The sequence below is a fragment of the Rhodanobacter sp. DHG33 genome (assembly GCF_014843005.1).
Lineage (GTDB): Bacteria > Pseudomonadota > Gammaproteobacteria > Xanthomonadales > Rhodanobacteraceae > Rhodanobacter_A.
In genome coordinates this window covers 116,678-133,271 of sequence record NZ_JACYXM010000008.1, presented here as the reverse complement: position 1 = coordinate 133,271, position 16,594 = coordinate 116,678, and the positions used below count along the sequence as shown (strand labels likewise).

Annotated in this window: 14 protein-coding genes; 9 read left to right on the top strand and 5 right to left on the bottom strand. The window is 66.5% G+C overall.

The genetic code is table 11. The features are described 5' to 3' along the window. Positions 1 to 423, top strand: a 423-nt coding sequence (locus IHE46_RS15355; RefSeq protein WP_192165542.1) for an OmpA family protein, incomplete at its 5' end; no start/stop codon positions are given. 145 nt (positions 424 to 568) lie between these two features. Further along, positions 569 to 1,318, top strand: a complete 750-nt coding sequence (locus tag IHE46_RS15350) for a pseudouridine synthase (RefSeq protein ID WP_192165541.1) — start codon at positions 569 to 571, stop codon at positions 1,316 to 1,318. 3 nt (positions 1,319 to 1,321) lie between these two features. Here the strand turns inward: IHE46_RS15350 and kbl are convergent, their stop codons facing one another. Together kbl and IHE46_RS15340 are read right to left on the bottom strand one after the other, a co-directional pair. Next, positions 1,322 to 2,515, bottom strand: a complete 1,194-nt coding sequence (gene kbl / locus IHE46_RS15345; protein ID WP_192165540.1) for a glycine C-acetyltransferase — start codon at positions 2,513 to 2,515, stop codon at positions 1,322 to 1,324. 141 nt (positions 2,516 to 2,656) lie between these two features. After that, positions 2,657 to 6,259: a DUF748 domain-containing protein gene (locus tag IHE46_RS15340; protein WP_192165539.1), complete on the bottom strand. Its 3,603-nt coding sequence runs from the start codon at positions 6,257 to 6,259 to the stop codon at positions 2,657 to 2,659. 218 nt (positions 6,260 to 6,477) lie between these two features. Between IHE46_RS15340 and IHE46_RS15335 the strand changes: the two genes are divergently transcribed. Next, the gene (locus IHE46_RS15335) at positions 6,478 to 7,038 is read left to right on the top strand and encodes a hypothetical protein (protein ID WP_192165538.1); all 561 of its coding nucleotides are present in this window, start codon (positions 6,478 to 6,480) and stop codon (positions 7,036 to 7,038) included. A gap of 84 nt (positions 7,039 to 7,122) precedes the next feature. Here the strand turns inward: IHE46_RS15335 and tdh are convergent, their stop codons facing one another. Together tdh and IHE46_RS15325 are read right to left on the bottom strand one after the other, a co-directional pair. Further along, on the bottom strand, positions 7,123 to 8,157 hold the full coding sequence (tdh, locus tag IHE46_RS15330) for an L-threonine 3-dehydrogenase (protein WP_192165537.1): 1,035 nt from the start codon (positions 8,155 to 8,157) through the stop codon (positions 7,123 to 7,125). 81 nt (positions 8,158 to 8,238) lie between these two features. Beyond that, the gene (locus tag IHE46_RS15325) at positions 8,239 to 8,958 is read right to left on the bottom strand and encodes a hypothetical protein (RefSeq protein ID WP_192165536.1); all 720 of its coding nucleotides are present in this window, start codon (positions 8,956 to 8,958) and stop codon (positions 8,239 to 8,241) included. Between the two features lie 197 nt (positions 8,959 to 9,155). Here IHE46_RS15325 and miaA point away from each other — a divergent pair, with 197 nt between their 5' ends. From miaA to IHE46_RS15295, 6 genes are all read left to right on the top strand, one after another. Further along, complete coding sequence (gene miaA / locus IHE46_RS15320) at positions 9,156 to 10,103, top strand: tRNA (adenosine(37)-N6)-dimethylallyltransferase MiaA (protein WP_192165535.1); 948 nt, start codon at positions 9,156 to 9,158, stop codon at positions 10,101 to 10,103. Between the two features lie 143 nt (positions 10,104 to 10,246). After that, the gene (gene hfq, locus IHE46_RS15315) at positions 10,247 to 10,525 is read left to right on the top strand and encodes an RNA chaperone Hfq (RefSeq protein WP_192165534.1); all 279 of its coding nucleotides are present in this window, start codon (positions 10,247 to 10,249) and stop codon (positions 10,523 to 10,525) included. Between the two features lie 72 nt (positions 10,526 to 10,597). Then, on the top strand, positions 10,598 to 11,989 hold the full coding sequence (gene hflX / locus IHE46_RS15310) for a ribosome rescue GTPase HflX (RefSeq protein WP_192165533.1): 1,392 nt from the start codon (positions 10,598 to 10,600) through the stop codon (positions 11,987 to 11,989). Positions 11,990 to 12,143: 154 nt separating this feature from the next. Next, a complete protein-coding gene (gene hflK / locus IHE46_RS15305; protein ID WP_192165532.1) occupies positions 12,144 to 13,244 on the top strand; it encodes an FtsH protease activity modulator HflK in 1,101 nt (366 codons plus the stop codon). Next, a complete protein-coding gene (gene hflC, locus IHE46_RS15300; protein WP_192165531.1) occupies positions 13,241 to 14,113 on the top strand; it encodes a protease modulator HflC in 873 nt (290 codons plus the stop codon). Before hflK ends, hflC begins: the two co-directional genes overlap by 4 nt. A 49-nt stretch (positions 14,114 to 14,162) precedes the next feature. Continuing rightward, positions 14,163 to 15,455: an adenylosuccinate synthase gene (locus IHE46_RS15295; RefSeq protein WP_192165530.1), complete on the top strand. Its 1,293-nt coding sequence runs from the start codon at positions 14,163 to 14,165 to the stop codon at positions 15,453 to 15,455. A 149-nt stretch (positions 15,456 to 15,604) separates the two neighbouring features. On the opposite strand, the gene IHE46_RS15290 is transcribed toward IHE46_RS15295, so the two are convergent. Next, a complete protein-coding gene (locus IHE46_RS15290; RefSeq protein ID WP_192165529.1) occupies positions 15,605 to 16,534 on the bottom strand; it encodes a hypothetical protein in 930 nt (309 codons plus the stop codon). Between the last annotated feature and the right edge of the window lie 60 nt (positions 16,535 to 16,594).

The following is a 16,594-nucleotide window of genomic DNA, read 5'->3' as shown; positions in this document are numbered from 1 at the left end:
CCGCCGCCGCCGGCTGAAGCCCCGGCTCCGCAGAAGGTGGTGATCGACCTGCGTGGCGTGAACTTCAAGTTCGACTTCCCGAAGAAGGGCCACGTGCACGCTTCGGAAATCGGCAAGGCGCTGGCCGTGCCGACGTCGGACTCGATCGCGATCCTGGACCAGGCCGTGGACACGCTGAAGCGTTACCCGGACGTGCACGTGACGGTGGCGGGTTACACCGACAGCAAGGGCACCCCGGCGTACAACCAGTCGCTGTCCGAGCGTCGTGCGCAGATCGTGTACGACTACCTGACCGGCCACGGCATCGACGCCAGCCGTCTGGAAGGCCCGATCGGCCACGGCGAAGACAACCCGATCGGCGACAACGGCACCGATGCGGGCCGCGCGCAGAACCGTCGCGTGGAACTGCAGGTCCAGCAGTAATCGGACTTGTCGAGTGTTACGAAAAAGCCCGGCGAAAGCCGGGCTTTTTTTATGAGCGGAGCGATCATGGATGGCGACCCGTTCCATTCCCGCGATCGGGGATGATTGCAAAAGGGACTTTTCCGATGCCAGCCAGGCCTGTGCGATGAACCGTGCACGACAACCCCAACCGCAGGGCGGCAAGCGCCACGGCGTTGCCCGTGTGCTGAGCAAGCTGGGCGTGTGTTCGCGCAGCCAGGCCGAGGCGGCGGTGCGGGCGGGGCGTGTCGGCGTGGACGGCCGCCCGGTGCACGATCCCGAGTATCCGGTGGATGCGGACCGCCAGAAAATCACCCTGGATGGCGCGCCCGTGATGGCGGTGCAGCGCATCTATCTCGCACTCAACAAACCGCGCGGCATCGTGGTGAGCGCCGCGGACGAACGCGGTCGCGATACCGTATATGACCTGCTGCGCGACGCGGGCCTGCCGTGGCTGGGACCGGTGGGACGGCTGGACCGTGCCAGCGAAGGCCTGCTGCTGCTCAGCAACGACAGCGTCTGGGCGGCCGGCATCACCGAGCCGAGCACGCATCTGGACAAGACCTATCACGTGCAGGTGGCGGGACAGCCGGATGCCGACGCCCTGGCGGCGATGCTGGCCGGCGTCCGCGATGGCGCGGATCTGCTCAAGGCGCGCAAGGTCGCCTTGCTGCGCGCAGGCGACAAGAACGCATGGCTGGAAGTGGTGCTGGACGAAGGTCGCAACCGGCACATCCGCCGCCTGCTGGCGGCGCTGGGCTTCGAGGTGCTGCGGCTGGTGCGTGTCGCGATCGGTCCGCTGCCGCTTGGCGAACTCGGCAAGGGGCAATGGCGTCACCTGAGCGCCGCCGAGGTGGCGGCGCTCAGGACGCGTTGAGCGTCAGATTACGCCCAGCTGCTTGCCCACCTTGGTGAACGCCGCGATGGCGCGGTCCAGGTGTTCGCGCGTATGCGCCGCGCTCATCTGCGTGCGTATGCGGGCCTGCCCCTGCGGCACCACCGGATAGAAGAAGCCGGTGACATAGATGCCTTCGTCGAGCAGGGCGGTGGCCATCGCCTGCGCCTTTGGGGCGTCGTAGATCATCACCGGCACGATGGGGTGCACGCCGGGCTTGATGTCGAAACCGGCCTTGGTCATCTGCTCGCGGAAATAGCGGGTGTTCTCCTGCACCTTGGCGCGCAGGTCGCCGGCGGAGGCGAGCATGTCGAACACCTTGATCGCCGCGGCCACCACGTGCGGCGGCAGCGAGTTGGAGAACAGGTAGGGGCGCGAACGCTGGCGCAGCATTTCGACGATTTCGGCGCGGGCGGTGGTGAAGCCGCCCAGCGCGCCGCCCAGCGCCTTGCCTAGCGTACCGGTGAAGATGTCGATCTTGTCCATCACGCCGTTGACTTCGGCCGAGCCGCGCCCGGTTTCGCCGAGGAAGCCGGTGCAGTGGCATTCGTCGATGTGCACCAGCGCGTTGTACTTCGCGGCCAGCGCGGTGATCTGGTCGAGCTTGGCGATGAAGCCATCCATCGAGAACGCACCATCGGTGCTGATCAGCTTGGTGCGCGCGCCGGCCGCGTCGGCGGCCTGCAGCTGCTTCTCCAGGTCGGCCATGTCGCTGTTGGCGTAGCGGTAGCGCTTGGCCTTGCACAGGCGGATACCGTCGATGATCGAGGCGTGGTTGAGCGCGTCGGAGATCACCGCATCCTCTTCGCCGAGCAGCGGTTCGAACAGGCCGCCGTTGGCGTCGAAGCAGGCAGCGTAGAGGATGGTGTCCTCGGTGCCGAAGAAGGCAGCGATTTGCTTTTCCAGTTGCTTGTGCAGGTCCTGCGTGCCGCAGATGAAGCGCACGCTGGCCATGCCGAAGCCGTGCGTGTCCAGCGCGTCCTTCGCCGCCTGGATCACCTCGGGATGGTCGGCCAGGCCGAGGTAGTTGTTGGCGCAGAAGTTCAGCACCTTGCGGCCGCCTTCCAGCTCGATCTCGGCCGATTGCGGCGAGACGATCACGCGCTCGGCCTTGAACAGGCCCTGCTCGCGGATGGATTTCAGTTCGCTGGCGTAGCGCGCCTGGCCGGGGTAGCTCATGGTGGAATTCCGCTCGTGGGGAAAGCGCCTATTGTCGGCCTTTTTGCGATCGCCATCCATGGTGGCCGTCTATCCGGCCAATGCTGATGCGATGCCAAGGCCGTTGCCGGCTTTTTCGCCGGCAACGGAAACCACGGGTTCTCAGTGCAGGCCGAAATCGACGCGCGTGGTCTTGCCTGCGTCGTCGATGCCCTTGGCGTCGACCTTGGGCGCCAGCACGAACACACGGCTGTCGTCGAGCTTGCCGCGTAGCGCGCTGCGTACGGCATCCGCACGACGCTCGGCAAGGTGGCGCAGTGCGTCTGCGTCCACCGGCATGTTGGTTTCCAGCAGCTTGCGCATCACGTCCGAAGGCTGCGACTTGGTGAGGCCGATGGCATCGCGCGGCTTGGTGAACTTGGCGTGCTTGTATGCCTTCTTCAGGTACTTGTCGTACTGGTCCGGCGTGAGCTTCGAGAGGTCGGTGCCTTCGCCGGCCTCCTGCTGCACCAGGTCGTCCACCATCGTCTTGCGCAGACCGCTCTCGTCGAACTTGGGATCGACGCGGCCGGTGATGTCCAGCTTCAGCGCGGTCTTCTGCTGCAGGATCTTCACGATCTGCGCCAGCTTGTCCTGCGCCTTCGCGTCGAGCACGGCGGAGCCCGGGGCGAATTCCACGTAGCCCAGATCCTGCTGCTTGCCGCCACCGCCGCCCATGGCCGAGGCGATCAACCGGAACGGCGAGGTCACGGCGCGGCCGATCAGGTTGACGAAGGCGTGCCAGATCAGGCCGCCCACGCTGAACTGGGGGTCGTCCAGCGAGCCGGACACCGGCACGTCCACGTCGATGTTGCCGTCCGCATCCTTCAGCAAGGCCACCGCCAGCTTCACCGGCAGGTGGCTGATGCCCGGGCCCTGGATGGCGTCGCCGAAGGTGAGCTGGGTGATGAAGATGTGGTTGTCGGCGTTGAGCTTGCCGTTGTCGAGCTGGTAATGCACGTCCATCGTCAGCCGGCCCTTGGTGATCGGGTAGCCGGTGTACTTGCCCGAGTACGGCGATAGGTGGGTGAGCTCGACGCCGTCGGCCTTGCCCTTCACGTCGAGGAAGGCGGTCGGCGCCAGCGGATTGATCGTGCCGGTGATGTCCACCGGCGCGTTGTCGTCGAGTTGGCCCTGCAGGTCCATGTCGGCAGGCGGGCCGCCAGCGGTACCGAACGCGCCGACCTTGCCGGCCAGCTGGGTGATGTTGGCCGTGTAGTTCGGCTTGATGAAGTTGTCGGTGTAGTTGAGGTGTCCGCGCGCCAGAGTGATGCCGCCGATCCGGATGTCGGCAGCCGGCGGCGATGCGGGAGCGGCGGCCGGGGTGACGGGGGCCTGCGGTTTCGGTGCCGGCGTCCCCTGTCCCTGCTGCGTCTGAGTTACCGAAACAGGAGCGGCGGCCGGGTTGGCCACCACATCCTGCACGTTCATTCGGCCGTTCGCGTTGATGATGAGGCGAGCGTAGAAATCGTCCAGCGCCAGCCCGGCCACCGACACGTGCGGCACGTCTTCGCCCATGCGCACGGTGAGGCCGCTGGCGTTGAGCGAATTCCAGCGCAGGAAGTCGTCACCGGTGAGCTTGTCCTGTACGCGCACGTTGCCCAGCGTGACGCGGCCGCGCCAGTCCAGCAGCGCCTGCGGCTGGTGGTCGCGGTAACGCACGCGGCCGTCCGCGCTGAGCGTGGCGCTGGTGAGGATCACGTTGAGCGGCACGGCGACCAGCGATTGCAGCGGGGCGATGTCGAGGCGGGTGGTGCGCACGCGCAGGTCCGCATCCAGCGGCTGCGGATGCAGCGTGCCGTCGACCCGCAGGGTGCCCCGGCCAATGCCGCCATCCAGCGCCAGCTTCAGCGGTTTGCGCATGTCGCCGGAGAGGCCATCGACGTTGGCGTGCGCCAACTTGAGTTCGGTACGTCCGCGTTTGCCGGCGATGCTCGGATCGGTCAGCGCCAGCATGCCGTCGATGCCCATGCGGGCGATGCTCCAGTGCCAGGCAGGGGAAGGGGACGACGATCTGCGCGAGCCATGCGACGGCTCGGACTTCATCAGATCGGTCAGATCGATGCTGCCGTTTTTCAGGCGCCGTGCTTCCACCTGAAGGCCGTGCAATGTGACGTGGTCGAGCTGCGCCGTGCTGCTGGCGAGATCGAAACGCGTGATGCCGGCTTCCAGCGACTGCCACGCCAGCGGCGTGCGCTTGGCCTGCTGCAGGGCGAGGTCGTTGATCGTGGCGCTGGCCGTCTGCAGCGTGAGGTTGAAGATCTTGCCCCAGTCCGCCTGCAGCTGGCCATCCGCCCCGAGCGTGCCCTTGGCGAGATCGGCATTGAGCATGGGGGGCGCCAACGCCATCAGCGGGGGCAGGCCCACGGCCTTCAAGTCCAATTTGCCGTCGTAGCGGCTGTTCGCCATATCGAGCTTGCCGTTCATGGCGACGCTGCCGCCATTGAGCGAGGCGGCGATGTCGAGTGCGGCCGGTGGCGCGGCGATCGTGGAGAGGCCGTGCAGCGTGCCATGGATGTTTTCCAGCGCCAGCGTGGCGGGCTTGCGGCCGCTGGCGTCGGTGTACTCGAAACGGCTGCCTTGCAGGGTCAGCGCGGCGATGCCCACCTCGGTGGCCGGGGCATTGGACTTGGCAGCGGGCTGCGCGGCATCGCCGCCGGTGAGCGCGTCGAAATTGCTGTGGCCGCCAGACAAACGGGTGTAATGCAGGGCGAGACCACTCAGCTGTACCGCGCCGAGGCGGTAGCGCGAGAGCAGCGGCTCCACGTCGTCCAGTGCAGCGTTCGCGCGGGTGATTTCGAGCAATGGCACGTTGCCAGGTGTGGCCAGCGCGAAGTCGTCCAACTGCAACTGGCCGCCTAGGCGCACCTGCGGACCGGATTTCGCTTGCACGAATTGCAGGTCGAGCTTGCCGGACAGCTGGCCGCGCGGGATCGCCACCGGCAGCTTCGCCGGCACGTAGCCGAGGTAGCGCGGCAGGTCGAGGTGATCCAGCGAGAAGCTGACGTCCGATTCGAGGCTGTCCGCGAACGGCTTGGTCTGGCCCGCGATGCGCAGCGGGCTGCCGTCCACGTTCATTGCCAGCAGCGGTTGCACGAACACGTCGGTGTCGCGCGGCAGGTTGGCGATGAATGGAATGCCCAGGTCGAGATGGTCGATGTGGTGCGTGGCGTTCGAGACCGCATCGGTGAACATGATGTCGCCGTCGGTCACGCTGATGTTGGAAAGCGCGAAGTGCGCCGGCTGGCTGTCCGGCTTCGGCGGGCCGCCCGCAAACTTGGTTATCAGGTCGGAGAAGTTGAACTGCTGCGGCGCGGTGCGCACGATGTGCAATTGCGGATGCTGCAGCGATAACTCATCCAGGATCGGCGCCATGCGGAACAACGAAGTCCACGACGCATTGACCACGGTGCGGTCTATGTCCACGAACGGCGAATGGCCGTCGCGATCGCCGATGTGCAGCCTGTCCAGTTCCAGTCGCAGGGTGAACGGATCCAGGTGCACCGTTTCCACGGTGACGGGGCGGTCGAGCAGGGCAGTGAGCCGGGTCTGCAACTGGCTCTTGATGACAGGCGGCGCGACGAAGAAGCCGAGCAGGCCGAACACGATCAGGACGATGGCGACGATCAATGCGGTCTTGCGGGTGCGCCGCGATCGATACAGCCGTTCGGCGCGGTCGCGCGCCATGGCCAGACGAGAAACTGCGGGCGGACGAGGATCGGTCATGATGGCGGTATTCCGTTGCGCCTGGACCGTGAAAGTTTACGTGAAAGAAAAATCGGCGGGTAATCCATTTTTCGCTGATTTTATGGGCGTCCTTGCGACCTGTTGCACGGGGCGAAAAACCCAGGCCAAACGCAAAAGAATGCACCGATTGACCGGGTCGATTCCCGGGAGTACAAGTCCGGACATGCGCAACGGCGCGGCATTTGCAGGAGCGAGCCATGAAACGTGGACATATGGTGCTGCTTGGTCTTGTTGCTTCGATGTCGTTCGGGATGAATGCCGCCGCTCACGATGCGTTGCCGGGAAGCCTTCCCAGCCTTCCTCAATCGGCAGTCAATGCCGCAACGCAGGATCAGTCCGGTGCGGTCACGAATATCCCGCTACTGGTGGTCGTGACCAACAAGGGACAGGTTCGCGACATCCAGCATTCCCAGCGTTTGCCACCCAGCGTGAACAATTTGCTTTGGAGTACCGTGCAGGAATGGATCAAGTCACCAGCACGTGTCGATGGCAGACGCGCCGGGGCGCAGGTTTTCATGGATGTAGCCGTGCATACGGAGCCGCGGGCCGACGGCAATTCCGACGTCTATTTCACCCTGGCCTCGATCGGTCCGGTCATGCGTGGTTACTGGAAAATGCGCGGTGACCGCATCAACGGTCCATGCGAAATGGTGACGGGCAATATGACCGCTGGTTTCGGTGGACGCACCGATAGATGCACCTTCAAGCTTGCTGCGGGAGTTCCGCCGCAGGCCAGCGGGGCATTCCCAGCTCAATAGACGTCACGAAACGGGGCCGGCTTCGCTTGCCGCCATGCGCTCATGGGCAAGTGCAGCCGACCCCGTTTGGGTTGCGTCAATGTATCAATTCCAGGAGCAGACCACCTTGCCGCAGGTGCCGGCGTCCATCAGGTCGAAACCCTTCTGGAAGTCGTCGATGTGGATCTGGTGGGTGAGCACCTTCTGCAGCGGGAAGCCGGTGAGCACCATTTGGGTCATCTTGTACCAGGTCTCGTACATCTTGCGGCCGTAGATGCCCTGCAGGGTGAGGCCCTTGAAGATCACCCTGTCCCAGTCGATGCCGGCGCCCTTGGGCAGGATGCCGAGCAGGGCGACTTTGCCGCCGTGGTACATGCAGTCGAGCATGTCGTTGAAGGCGCGCGGGTTGCCGCTCATTTCCAGGCCCACGTCGAAGCCTTCCATGTGCAGGTCCTTCATCACGTCCTTCAGCGACGTGTTGGCCACGTTGACCACGCGGGTGGCGCCCATATCGGCCGCCAGCTTCAGGCGGTAGTCGTTGACGTCGGTGACCACCACGTTGCGCGCGCCCACGTGCTTGGCGATGCCGGCGGCGATGATGCCGATCGGGCCCGCGCCGGTGATCAGCACGTCCTCGCCGATCAGGTCGAATTCCAGCGCGCAGTGCGCGGCATTGCCGTAGGGGTCGAAGAAGGCGGCCAGCTCGGACGGGATCTGGTCGGGGATCGGCCACAGGTTGGAGGCCGGCATGGTCATGTACTCGGCGAACGCGCCGTTGCGGTTCACGCCGATGCCGATGGTGTTCGGGCACAAGTGCTGGCGGCCGGCACGGCAGTTGCGGCAATGGCCGCACACGATGTGCCCTTCGGCCGAAACGCGGTCGCCCACCTTGTAGCCGGTGACGCCGGGGCCGATTTCCACGATGCGGCCCACGAACTCGTGGCCGATGGTGAGGCCGGGCTTGATGACGCGCTGGCTCCATTCGTCCCACTTGTAGATGTGCAGGTCGGTACCGCAGATCGCGGTCTTCTCCAGCTTGATGAGCACCTCGTTCGGGCCGACCTGGGGCACCGGCACCTCTTCCATCCAGATGCCTTTCTCGGCGTGGCGCTTCACCAAAGCTTTCATCGTCTGCGACATGGGGAATCCAGTGGCTGGCCCGAACGGGCGGGGAAAGCCGCGATTATAAAGCCCCGCCGCATGCGGAAGCTCGCCGGGCGATCACTGGTCCACGCGTACGTAGTTGCGGTGGAAGACCACCGGACGCTGCAGGAAACCGGGCTGCCACTGCTCGGTGACCTGCAGCGTGTGGCCGTCGGCGGAACGCGACCAGGTTTCGTCGAGATGGCTGCCGTCGTTGAACTGCAGGGTGAACTGCAGGCCTTGGCCGGCGTCCTGCCGATGGGCGATGGCATTGCCGTCCAGCGTGTGCTGGTCATGGCCGTTGAGCGGCATGGCCAGCTGTTCGCCGTTCTCGAGCCGTGTCTGCAGGGCATTGGCATCCTGCTGGACGATCAGCACCGCATCGTTGGCCAGCGTGGGCGGCAGCTTGAGCAGATCGGCGTCGTCGGATGAATTGCCCGACGATGTGCTGCTGTCCGTCTTGCCGCCGCGACCGTGGCCGCCGCCCATATGGCCGCCCCCCATCCCACCGCCGCCCATGCCGCCATGACCGCCGCCGTGACTTCCGCGGCTGCCTGGCTGGGGCGTGCTCGCGCTGGACGAAGCGCCAGCCGGCGCCACGGTAGGCGATTGTTCGCGCCGCAGTTCGGTGCGGAGCATCGCAGTGACCTGGTCCGGCCCCTCGCTGCCCTGGTCGCTGAGGCGCCACAGACCGTTGAAGTCGGGCAACGGGGTGGCTTGCTGCGAGACTGCCCAGGTACTGGCGGCGAGCAGGGCGGCGGCGAGGAGCGCGGAAGCGAAGGCGTGGCGTCTGGGCATGCAGGGGCAAACGCGCGAGGCGGTGCATCGACTACACGCAGGGCGCAGATCTATCCACAGCGGATGTGGATACGCGCGGGACAAGCGTGTGGACAACTCCGATTCGCGCCGCCGCGACAGGCACTTGCCTCACATTGATGAAGTTTTGTGCAGGTGCGTTCGGCTACGCTTGCGCCTTCGTTGCCGCTTCGCCACGCATGAGCCTCGACGCACGTCCCCCCGCGATCTTCCTGATGGGCCCCACGGCTTCGGGCAAGACCGCGCTTGCCTGCGAGCTGGCGGATCGCTTTCCAGTGGGGCTGGTCAGCGTGGATTCGGCACTGGTGTACCGCGGCCTCGACATCGGCGCGGCGAAACCGGATGCGGCCACGCTGGCGCGCAATCCGCATGCCCTGATCGACATCCGCGATCCGTCCCAGCCTTATTCGGCGGCGGAATTCCGCAACGACGCGGTGGCGGCGATGCGCGAAATCACGGCGCAGGGCAGGGTGCCGCTGCTGGTGGGCGGCACCGGGCTGTATTTCCGTGCCTTGCAGCGCGGGCTTTCCGAATTGCCCGAAGCCGATCCGGCCATCCGGGCGCGATTGACGGAGGAAGCCGCGCGCATCGGCTGGCCCGCCATGCATGCGCGCCTGATGCGGCTCGATCCCGCTGCCGCCGCGCGCATCGGCGCCAATGACGCCCAGCGTCTGCAGCGCGCCCTCGAAGTGATCGAGCTGAGCGGGCGCCCGCTGTCCGAATTGCAGCGCGGTGGCCGCGACGAAATGTTTCCCTGGCGCGTGCTCAAGCTGGCGCTGTTGCCGGCGGACCGCCAGCCGCTGCATGCGCGCATCGCGCAGCGCTTCGATGTCATGCTCGCTGACGGCTTTCTCGACGAGGTGCGCGCTCTGCGCGATCGCGGCGACCTGCATGCCGACCTGCCCGCGATCCGTGCGGTGGGCTATCGGCAGGGCTGGGAATACCTGGACGGACAGGGCGATGCCGCCGGTTTCCGCGACCGCGCGATCTTTGCCACGCGCCAGTTGGCCAAGCGGCAGATGACCTGGCTGCGCGCCGAGCTGGATGCGCGCGTGCTCGATCCGGAGCAAGCGCCGCCGCTCGTCCGGGCGGCCGAAGCCGTGCAGCTGTTTCTCGGAACGGCGTAGCGAAGCGGCCGCGTTTTTGTGCGCCGTCGCCTGAAAAACCACTTCCTTCAAGCCCTTGAACCCGGTTAACATCGTTTCCGTTGGGCCGGGGCGCCTCTGGCGTTTTTTCCCCGGCCCGGGTACCGCTCAGGGGAGAACAAGAAATGTCCAAGGGACAATCGCTGCAGGACCCTTTTCTCAATGCCTTGCGCCGTGAGCGCGTGCCTGTGGCCATCTATCTGGTGAACGGCATCAAGCTGCAGGGCACGGTCGAGTCCTTCGACCAGTTCGTGGTGCTGCTGCGCAACCAGGTCAGCCAGATGGTGTACAAGCACGCCATCTCCACCGTGGTGCCCAGCCGCAACGTTCGCTTGGGCAACGGCCACGACGGGCACGAGGCGCATGTCGATGCGGCTCCGGCGACCGACGCCACGGATGCTTGATTCATAGCCGGTCGGCCCACATGAAGACGGGACTGCTCCGGTTCCGTCCCCTCGCAAAGGCCGCCATACCCAGTGTTTGATCGTCAGAAGAAAGGCGAACGCGCCGTCCTCGTGCTCCCGCATGCACGCGGCAGCGGGGATGCCGAACGCCGCGCCGCCGAGTTCGTCGAACTGGCCAAATCCGCCGGCGCGGAGGTGCTGGGTACCGTTTCCGCCCGCGTCGAGGCGCCCAACCCGCGTTTCTACGTGGGCAGCGGCAAGGCCGACGAAGTGGCCGAGATGGTGCGCGCGCTGGGTGCCGACCTGGTGCTGGTCGACCATCTGCTCAGCCCGGTGCAGGAGCGCAATCTCGAGAAGCATCTCAGCGCGCGCGTGGTCGATCGCGCCGGCCTGATCCTCGACATTTTCGCCCAGCGCGCCCGCTCGCACGAAGGCAAGCTGGAAGTGGAGCTGGCGCAGCTCAAGCACGTGGCCACGCGGCTGGTGCGCGGCTGGACCCATCTGGACGCCCAGCGCGGCGGCGCCATCGGCAACCGCGGCCCCGGCGAAACCCAGCTGGAAACCGACCGCCGCCTGCTCGCCGAGCGCGTGAAGCAGCTCACCCGACGCCTCGAAAAAGTACAGACCCAGCGTGGCCAGCAACGTCGTGCACGCCTACGCAACACGGTGCCGCGGGTGGCGCTGGTGGGTTACACCAACGCCGGCAAGTCCACCCTGTTCAATACGCTCACCGCCGGTGGCGTGTATGTCGCCGACCAGTTGTTCGCCACGCTCGATCCCACCGTGCGCCGGCTGGACGACCTAGCCTGTGGCCCGGCGGTGATCGCCGACACCGTAGGCTTCGTCCGCGAATTGCCGCACGATCTGGTCGCCGCCTTCCGTGGCACCCTGGCCGAAGCGCGCGACGCCGACTTGCTGCTGCACGTCAGCGATGCCGCTGACGAGGAGCGCGAACCGCTGCGCCGCGTGGTCGACCAGGTGCTGGAGGAGATCGGCGCGGGCGACGTGCCCCAGCTGCGTGTTTTCAACAAGATCGATTTGATGGGAAGGGATGGTGACGCCAGTGCCGGTGTCCCTGCCGAGGAAGGTTCTCGGGAAAACGCAGCCGCGGATGTGACCGGGTGCGAAAGGCCGATGGAGCCCCGCATCGACCGCGATGCTTCCGGCAAGCCGCAGGCCGTATGGCTCTCTGCCGCCACCGGTGCGGGTATCGAACTGTTGCGCCAGGCGTTGGGCGAATTGCTCGGCGGCGAGCGGGTGCAGTCGGAGTTGCGCCTGCCGCTGACGGCCGGGCGGCTGCACGCACGGCTCAAGGCCGTCGGCGCCATCGCCGGCGAGCAGGTGGACGAGCACGGCTGGCACCTGCGCATCGACGCGCCGCGCAGCGTGATTGCGCCGCTCAACGGCGGCAGCGTGGCGGAAAACGAACTGCTGCGTGGGCTGCTGGGCAGTGCGACATCCTGATTTCGCCCGGCTCTGCTAGAATGCCAGCCGTTTGTGCGGCCGAAAAAGCCCGGCCGCCACATCGACATGCAGCCCAGTCACGCCACATGCGATTTCCGTTCAACCCGATGTGCTCCGGCGCGGCTTGCCGGCATCACCAGCGACGAGACTGACAATGGCCTGGAATGAACCCGGTGGGGGTCAGCGCGATCCCTGGAATCGGCAGCGCCCCAACAACGGCGGCTTTTCGCCGGACCAGTGGCTGAAGAACCTGGGCAAGCATTTCGGCAAGCCGGGTCGCGGCGCCGGCGGCATTCTCACCGCCATCATCGTGCTTCTCATAGTGTTTCTGCTGATGAGCAGCTACACCATCATCGGCGCGCGCCAGGTCGGCGTGGTGCTGCGTTTCGGCGAGTACTCGCGCGCCTTGTCGCCGGGCTTCCACCTCAAGCTGCCCAATCCCGTCGAGACGGTGGACAAGGTCGAGGCCACGGGCATCCGCTCGGTGAACGACCGCGTTTCCATGCTGACCCGCGACGAGAACATCATCACCATCGACTTCACCGTGCAGTACCAGGTGGACGATTCGTACAAGTACCTGTTTTCGGTGAGCGACCCGGACGGCAGCGTAAGCGCGGCGGCCGAGGCCGCGGTGCGTTCGGTGGTCGGCGGCAGCGACATGGACCAGGTCCTCTCCGCCGACGGCTCGACCCTGGTGACCCAGGCGCAGCAGACGCTGCAGAAGACGCTGGACGGCTATAACAGCGGCTTGCGCGTCACCGAAGTGAGCTTCCAGAACGTCGCGCCCCCGGCCGAGGTGAAGGATGCCTTCGACGACGTCAACAATGCGCGCGAAGACAAGCAGAGCATCGAAAACGCCGCGCTGGCCTATGCCAACAAGGTGGTGCCGGTGGCGCGCGGCGACGCGGCGCGCATCGCCGCCGAAGCCGAGGGCTACAAGGCCGAGCGCATCGCGCGTGCGCAGGGCGACACCGCGCGCTTCGACCTGCTGCTCAAGGAATACAAGGCCGCGCCCGTGGTGACGCGCAAGCGCCTGTGGCTGGAGACGATGGAAGACGTGGCGGCCGGCAACCCCAAGGTGGTCGACGGTTCCGGCGGTCGCAACATCATCAATCTGCCGGCCGGCGGCCATGCGCATGGCATGGCCAGCGATGCCGGCAAGGCGGCCGCCGCCGCGGACGCGCCGGCACCGGCCGGCTCCGCATCGGCCGCGCCCGGCAGCGCTGCAGCCACGGACAAGGGAGGCCAGCCATGAAGCGCGTCGTCGCGATTCTCGTCCTTGCGCTGCTGGTGCTGCTCGGGCTCAACAGCGTGTTCGTGGTCAACGAAGGCCAGAGCGCACTGCTGCTGCAGTTCGGCCGCATCGTGCACGCCGACTATCCGCCGGGCCTGCACGTCAAGCTGCCGGTGATCCAGCAGGTGCTGCATTTCGACAAGCGCATCCTGTCGCTGGATGCGCAGCCGGAGCGCTATTTCACTTCCGAGAAGAAGAGCGTCAACGTCGACTTCTACGTGAAGTGGCGCATTGCCGACAATGCGGCCTATTACCGCGCCACCGGCGGCGATCAGCTGCAGGCCGAGCAGCGGCTCACTCCCATCGTCAAAGACGCGCTGCGCTTCGAGTTCAACGCGCGCACGCTGCAGGAGCTGATCTCCAACAGCCGCAAGGACATCACCGAGCGCGTGCGCCTGCAGACCGACGCCTCGGCGCGCAAGAACCTCGGCATCGACGTGGTGGACGTGCGCATCAAGCGCATCGACCTGCCCGACGAAGTGAGCGAGTCGGTGTACAAGCGCATGCGCGCCGAGCGCCTGCAGCTGGCGAACGAACTGCGTTACACCGGCCAGGAAGCCGCGGAGAAGATCCGTGCCGACGCCGACCGCCAGGGCCAGGTGCTGCGCGCCGATGCCGAGCGCGACGCCGCCAAGGTGCGCGGCGAGGGCGATGCCGAGGCTGCGGCGATCTATGCGCAGTCCTACGGCCAGGATCCCGAATTCTTCGCGTTCTACCGCAGCCTCGACGCCTACAAGAAGGCCTTCGAGGGCGGCAACAACGTGCTGATCCTGAAGCCCGATTCCGAATTCCTGCATTACTTCGGCAGCCCCGACACGACGAAGCATTGACGTCGTCGCGGCAGCCGGTGACCCATTTCAACATTCGAGCGAGAACACCATGGGCAAGTCAGTAGTCATTCTCGGCGCACAGTGGGGCGACGAAGGCAAAGGCAAGATCGTCGACCTGCTGACCGAGCGGGTCGGCGCGGTCGCGCGTTTCCAGGGCGGCCACAACGCCGGCCACACGCTGGTCATCAAGGGCAAGAAGACCGTGCTGCACCTGATCCCGTCGGGCATCCTGCGCGACGATGCGCTGTGCCTGATCGGCAACGGCGTGGTGCTGTCGCCGCAGGCGCTCAAGCAGGAAATCGAGGAGCTGGAAGCGCAGGGCGTGGAAGTGCGTTCGCGCCTGAAGATCAGCCCCGCGACCCCGCTGATCATGCCGTACCACATCGCCGTCGATAAGGCGCGCGAAGCCGCCGCCGGCAAGAGCGCCATCGGCACCACCGGCCGCGGTATCGGCCCGGCCTACGAAGACAAGGTGGCGCGCCGCAGCGTGCGCGTGGCCGACCTGATGTATCCGCACGAGCTGCCGGAGAAGCTCAAGGCGGCGGTGGAGTACCACAACTTCATCCTGACGCAGTGGCTGAAGGCCGAGCCGGTGGATTACGACACCGTGCTGAAGGATGCGCTGGCCTACGGCGAATTCATCCGGCCGATGGTGGACGACGTCGCCACCATCCTGCACGACGTGCGCAAGGAAGGTGGCCACATCCTGTATGAAGGCGCGCAGGGCGCGCTGCTCGACATCGATCACGGCACCTATCCGTACGTCACCTCGTCCAACACCACGGTGGGCGGCGCACTGGCCGGCACCGGCGTGGGCGCGGGCGACATCGACTACGTGCTGGGCATCTGCAAGGCCTACGCGACACGCGTGGGCGGCGGCCCGTTCCCAACCGAGCTGCACGACGAGATGGGCGAGCGCCTGCGCAAGGTCGGCAACGAATTCGGCGCCAGCACCGGTCGTCCGCGCCGCTGCGGCTGGATCGATCTCGTTGCGCTCAAGCGCGCGGTGCAGATCAACGGCATCAACGGCCTGGCCATCACCAAGCTCGACGTGCTCGACGGCCTGCCCAGCATCAAGGTCTGCATCGCCTACGAATACCGCGGCAAGCGTCGCGAGCTTGCGCCGCTGGATGCGGACGGCTGGGACGAGTGCAAGCCGGTGTACCTGGAGTTCCCGGGCTGGGAAGAATCCACCGCGGGCATCCGCGAGTGGGACAAGCTGCCGCCCGCCGCCCGCGCTTACCTGCGCGCGGTGGAGGAGCTCTCCGGCTGCAAGCTCTCCATCGTCGCCACCGGCGCCGACCGCGACGACACCATCGTGCTGGACGATCCGTTCGCCTGATCGCCGGGCCCCGGCTCTGTGTCATGCGGCCGTCGGACCACTTGTCGATGGCGTATTCGGTTCAAGAAGAAGGCCCCGCATGCGGGGCCTTCTTCTTGTGTGCATGAGCCCAGGTCCGTATGGCGTGGGCAGCATGCTTGGGCCACGCATCAATGTCCCTGCGATCCAGCCTCCGCATTGCCGCCGGCTTGTGCCGAGGCGGAGACACCGCCGCTGCCGAGCGAGCCGCTGGCGCCGATCTGGCCGTTGGCGTTGGACGTACCGTTCGCGCCGGAACCGGATCCGCTGCTGGCGCTTGCGTTGCCATCGCCAGCACCTGCGCCCGATGCACCGGCCGCTGTATTGCTGCTGTTGCCGCCGGCAGGAGAGGTCAGCGAAGACGAACCCGACGCGCTGCCTGTGGCAGACGGGGCGGCCTGCGTGCCCAGCGCGCGAACCGAAGAGGTGCCGTCGGCGGCAGCCTGCCGGGCTGAGCTGATGCCCGAGCTGGCGGTGTTCACGGCGCTTGTGCGTGTGTTGCCGACGGCGGTCTGCGTGCGATCGAGCGCTCCCGCGGCCCCCTGCTTGACCATCGAGGCGGTGGAGCGTGCGGAGCCGACGGCGGAATGCGCAACATCGCTGGCGCCGGAACCATCGACAGTGGTGGCGGCGGATGTTTCCGCGCTACCCGCAGCATTGCCACTCAACGCAGCTTGAGCGGCGCCAGCGCCAGCAGTGCCGCCGAGCTGGCCGTTGCCATCGGCAGTCGCCTGGCTGTTCGACGGATGGGTGGCTTGCGCCGCGGTCTGCTTGGCAGTGCCGGCGGTCGATGCGGCAGTCGACGTGGCGCGTTTGCGCAGGCGTTCGGCGCGCTGTTCGGCCGCATTCGGATGGATGCCAGGCATGCCGAAGTTGCCCATGCCTTGCGCGGAGCCGCTCATCTGCCCGTTCAACTGGCCCGTCGCGGGGTGGAGTTGGCCGGCCGCTCCGCCGAGAAGACCGCCGCCCAGGTGTTGCGCATAGGCACTGGTCGTCGAGGCCAGGGCCAGGGTGCACAGGGCGATACCGAGGGTCTTGTTGCTGAGGGTCTTGTTGCGCATGTGGGACCTCCTTGCCGGCGGCGAATCCGCGGCTTCCAAAGGCCAGTACGTGCGGCAGCG

Coding starts and splice junctions, on each gene's coding strand:
- IHE46_RS15290 (WP_192165529.1), bottom strand. CDS start 16,534: ATGCGCAACAAGACCCTCAGCAACAAGACCCTCGGTATCGCCCTGTGC.
- hflK (WP_192165532.1), top strand. CDS start 12,144: ATGGCCTGGAATGAACCCGGTGGGGGTCAGCGCGATCCCTGGAATCGG.
- hflC (WP_192165531.1), top strand. CDS start 13,241: ATGAAGCGCGTCGTCGCGATTCTCGTCCTTGCGCTGCTGGTGCTGCTC.
- tdh (WP_192165537.1), bottom strand. CDS start 8,157: ATGTCGCAGACGATGAAAGCTTTGGTGAAGCGCCACGCCGAGAAAGGC.
- IHE46_RS15340 (WP_192165539.1), bottom strand. CDS start 6,259: ATGACCGATCCTCGTCCGCCCGCAGTTTCTCGTCTGGCCATGGCGCGC.
- IHE46_RS15295 (WP_192165530.1), top strand. CDS start 14,163: ATGGGCAAGTCAGTAGTCATTCTCGGCGCACAGTGGGGCGACGAAGGC.
- IHE46_RS15335 (WP_192165538.1), top strand. CDS start 6,478: ATGAAACGTGGACATATGGTGCTGCTTGGTCTTGTTGCTTCGATGTCG.
- kbl (WP_192165540.1), bottom strand. CDS start 2,515: ATGAGCTACCCCGGCCAGGCGCGCTACGCCAGCGAACTGAAATCCATC.
- miaA (WP_192165535.1), top strand. CDS start 9,156: ATGAGCCTCGACGCACGTCCCCCCGCGATCTTCCTGATGGGCCCCACG.
- hfq (WP_192165534.1), top strand. CDS start 10,247: ATGTCCAAGGGACAATCGCTGCAGGACCCTTTTCTCAATGCCTTGCGC.
- IHE46_RS15350 (WP_192165541.1), top strand. CDS start 569: ATGAACCGTGCACGACAACCCCAACCGCAGGGCGGCAAGCGCCACGGC.
- IHE46_RS15325 (WP_192165536.1), bottom strand. CDS start 8,958: ATGCCCAGACGCCACGCCTTCGCTTCCGCGCTCCTCGCCGCCGCCCTG.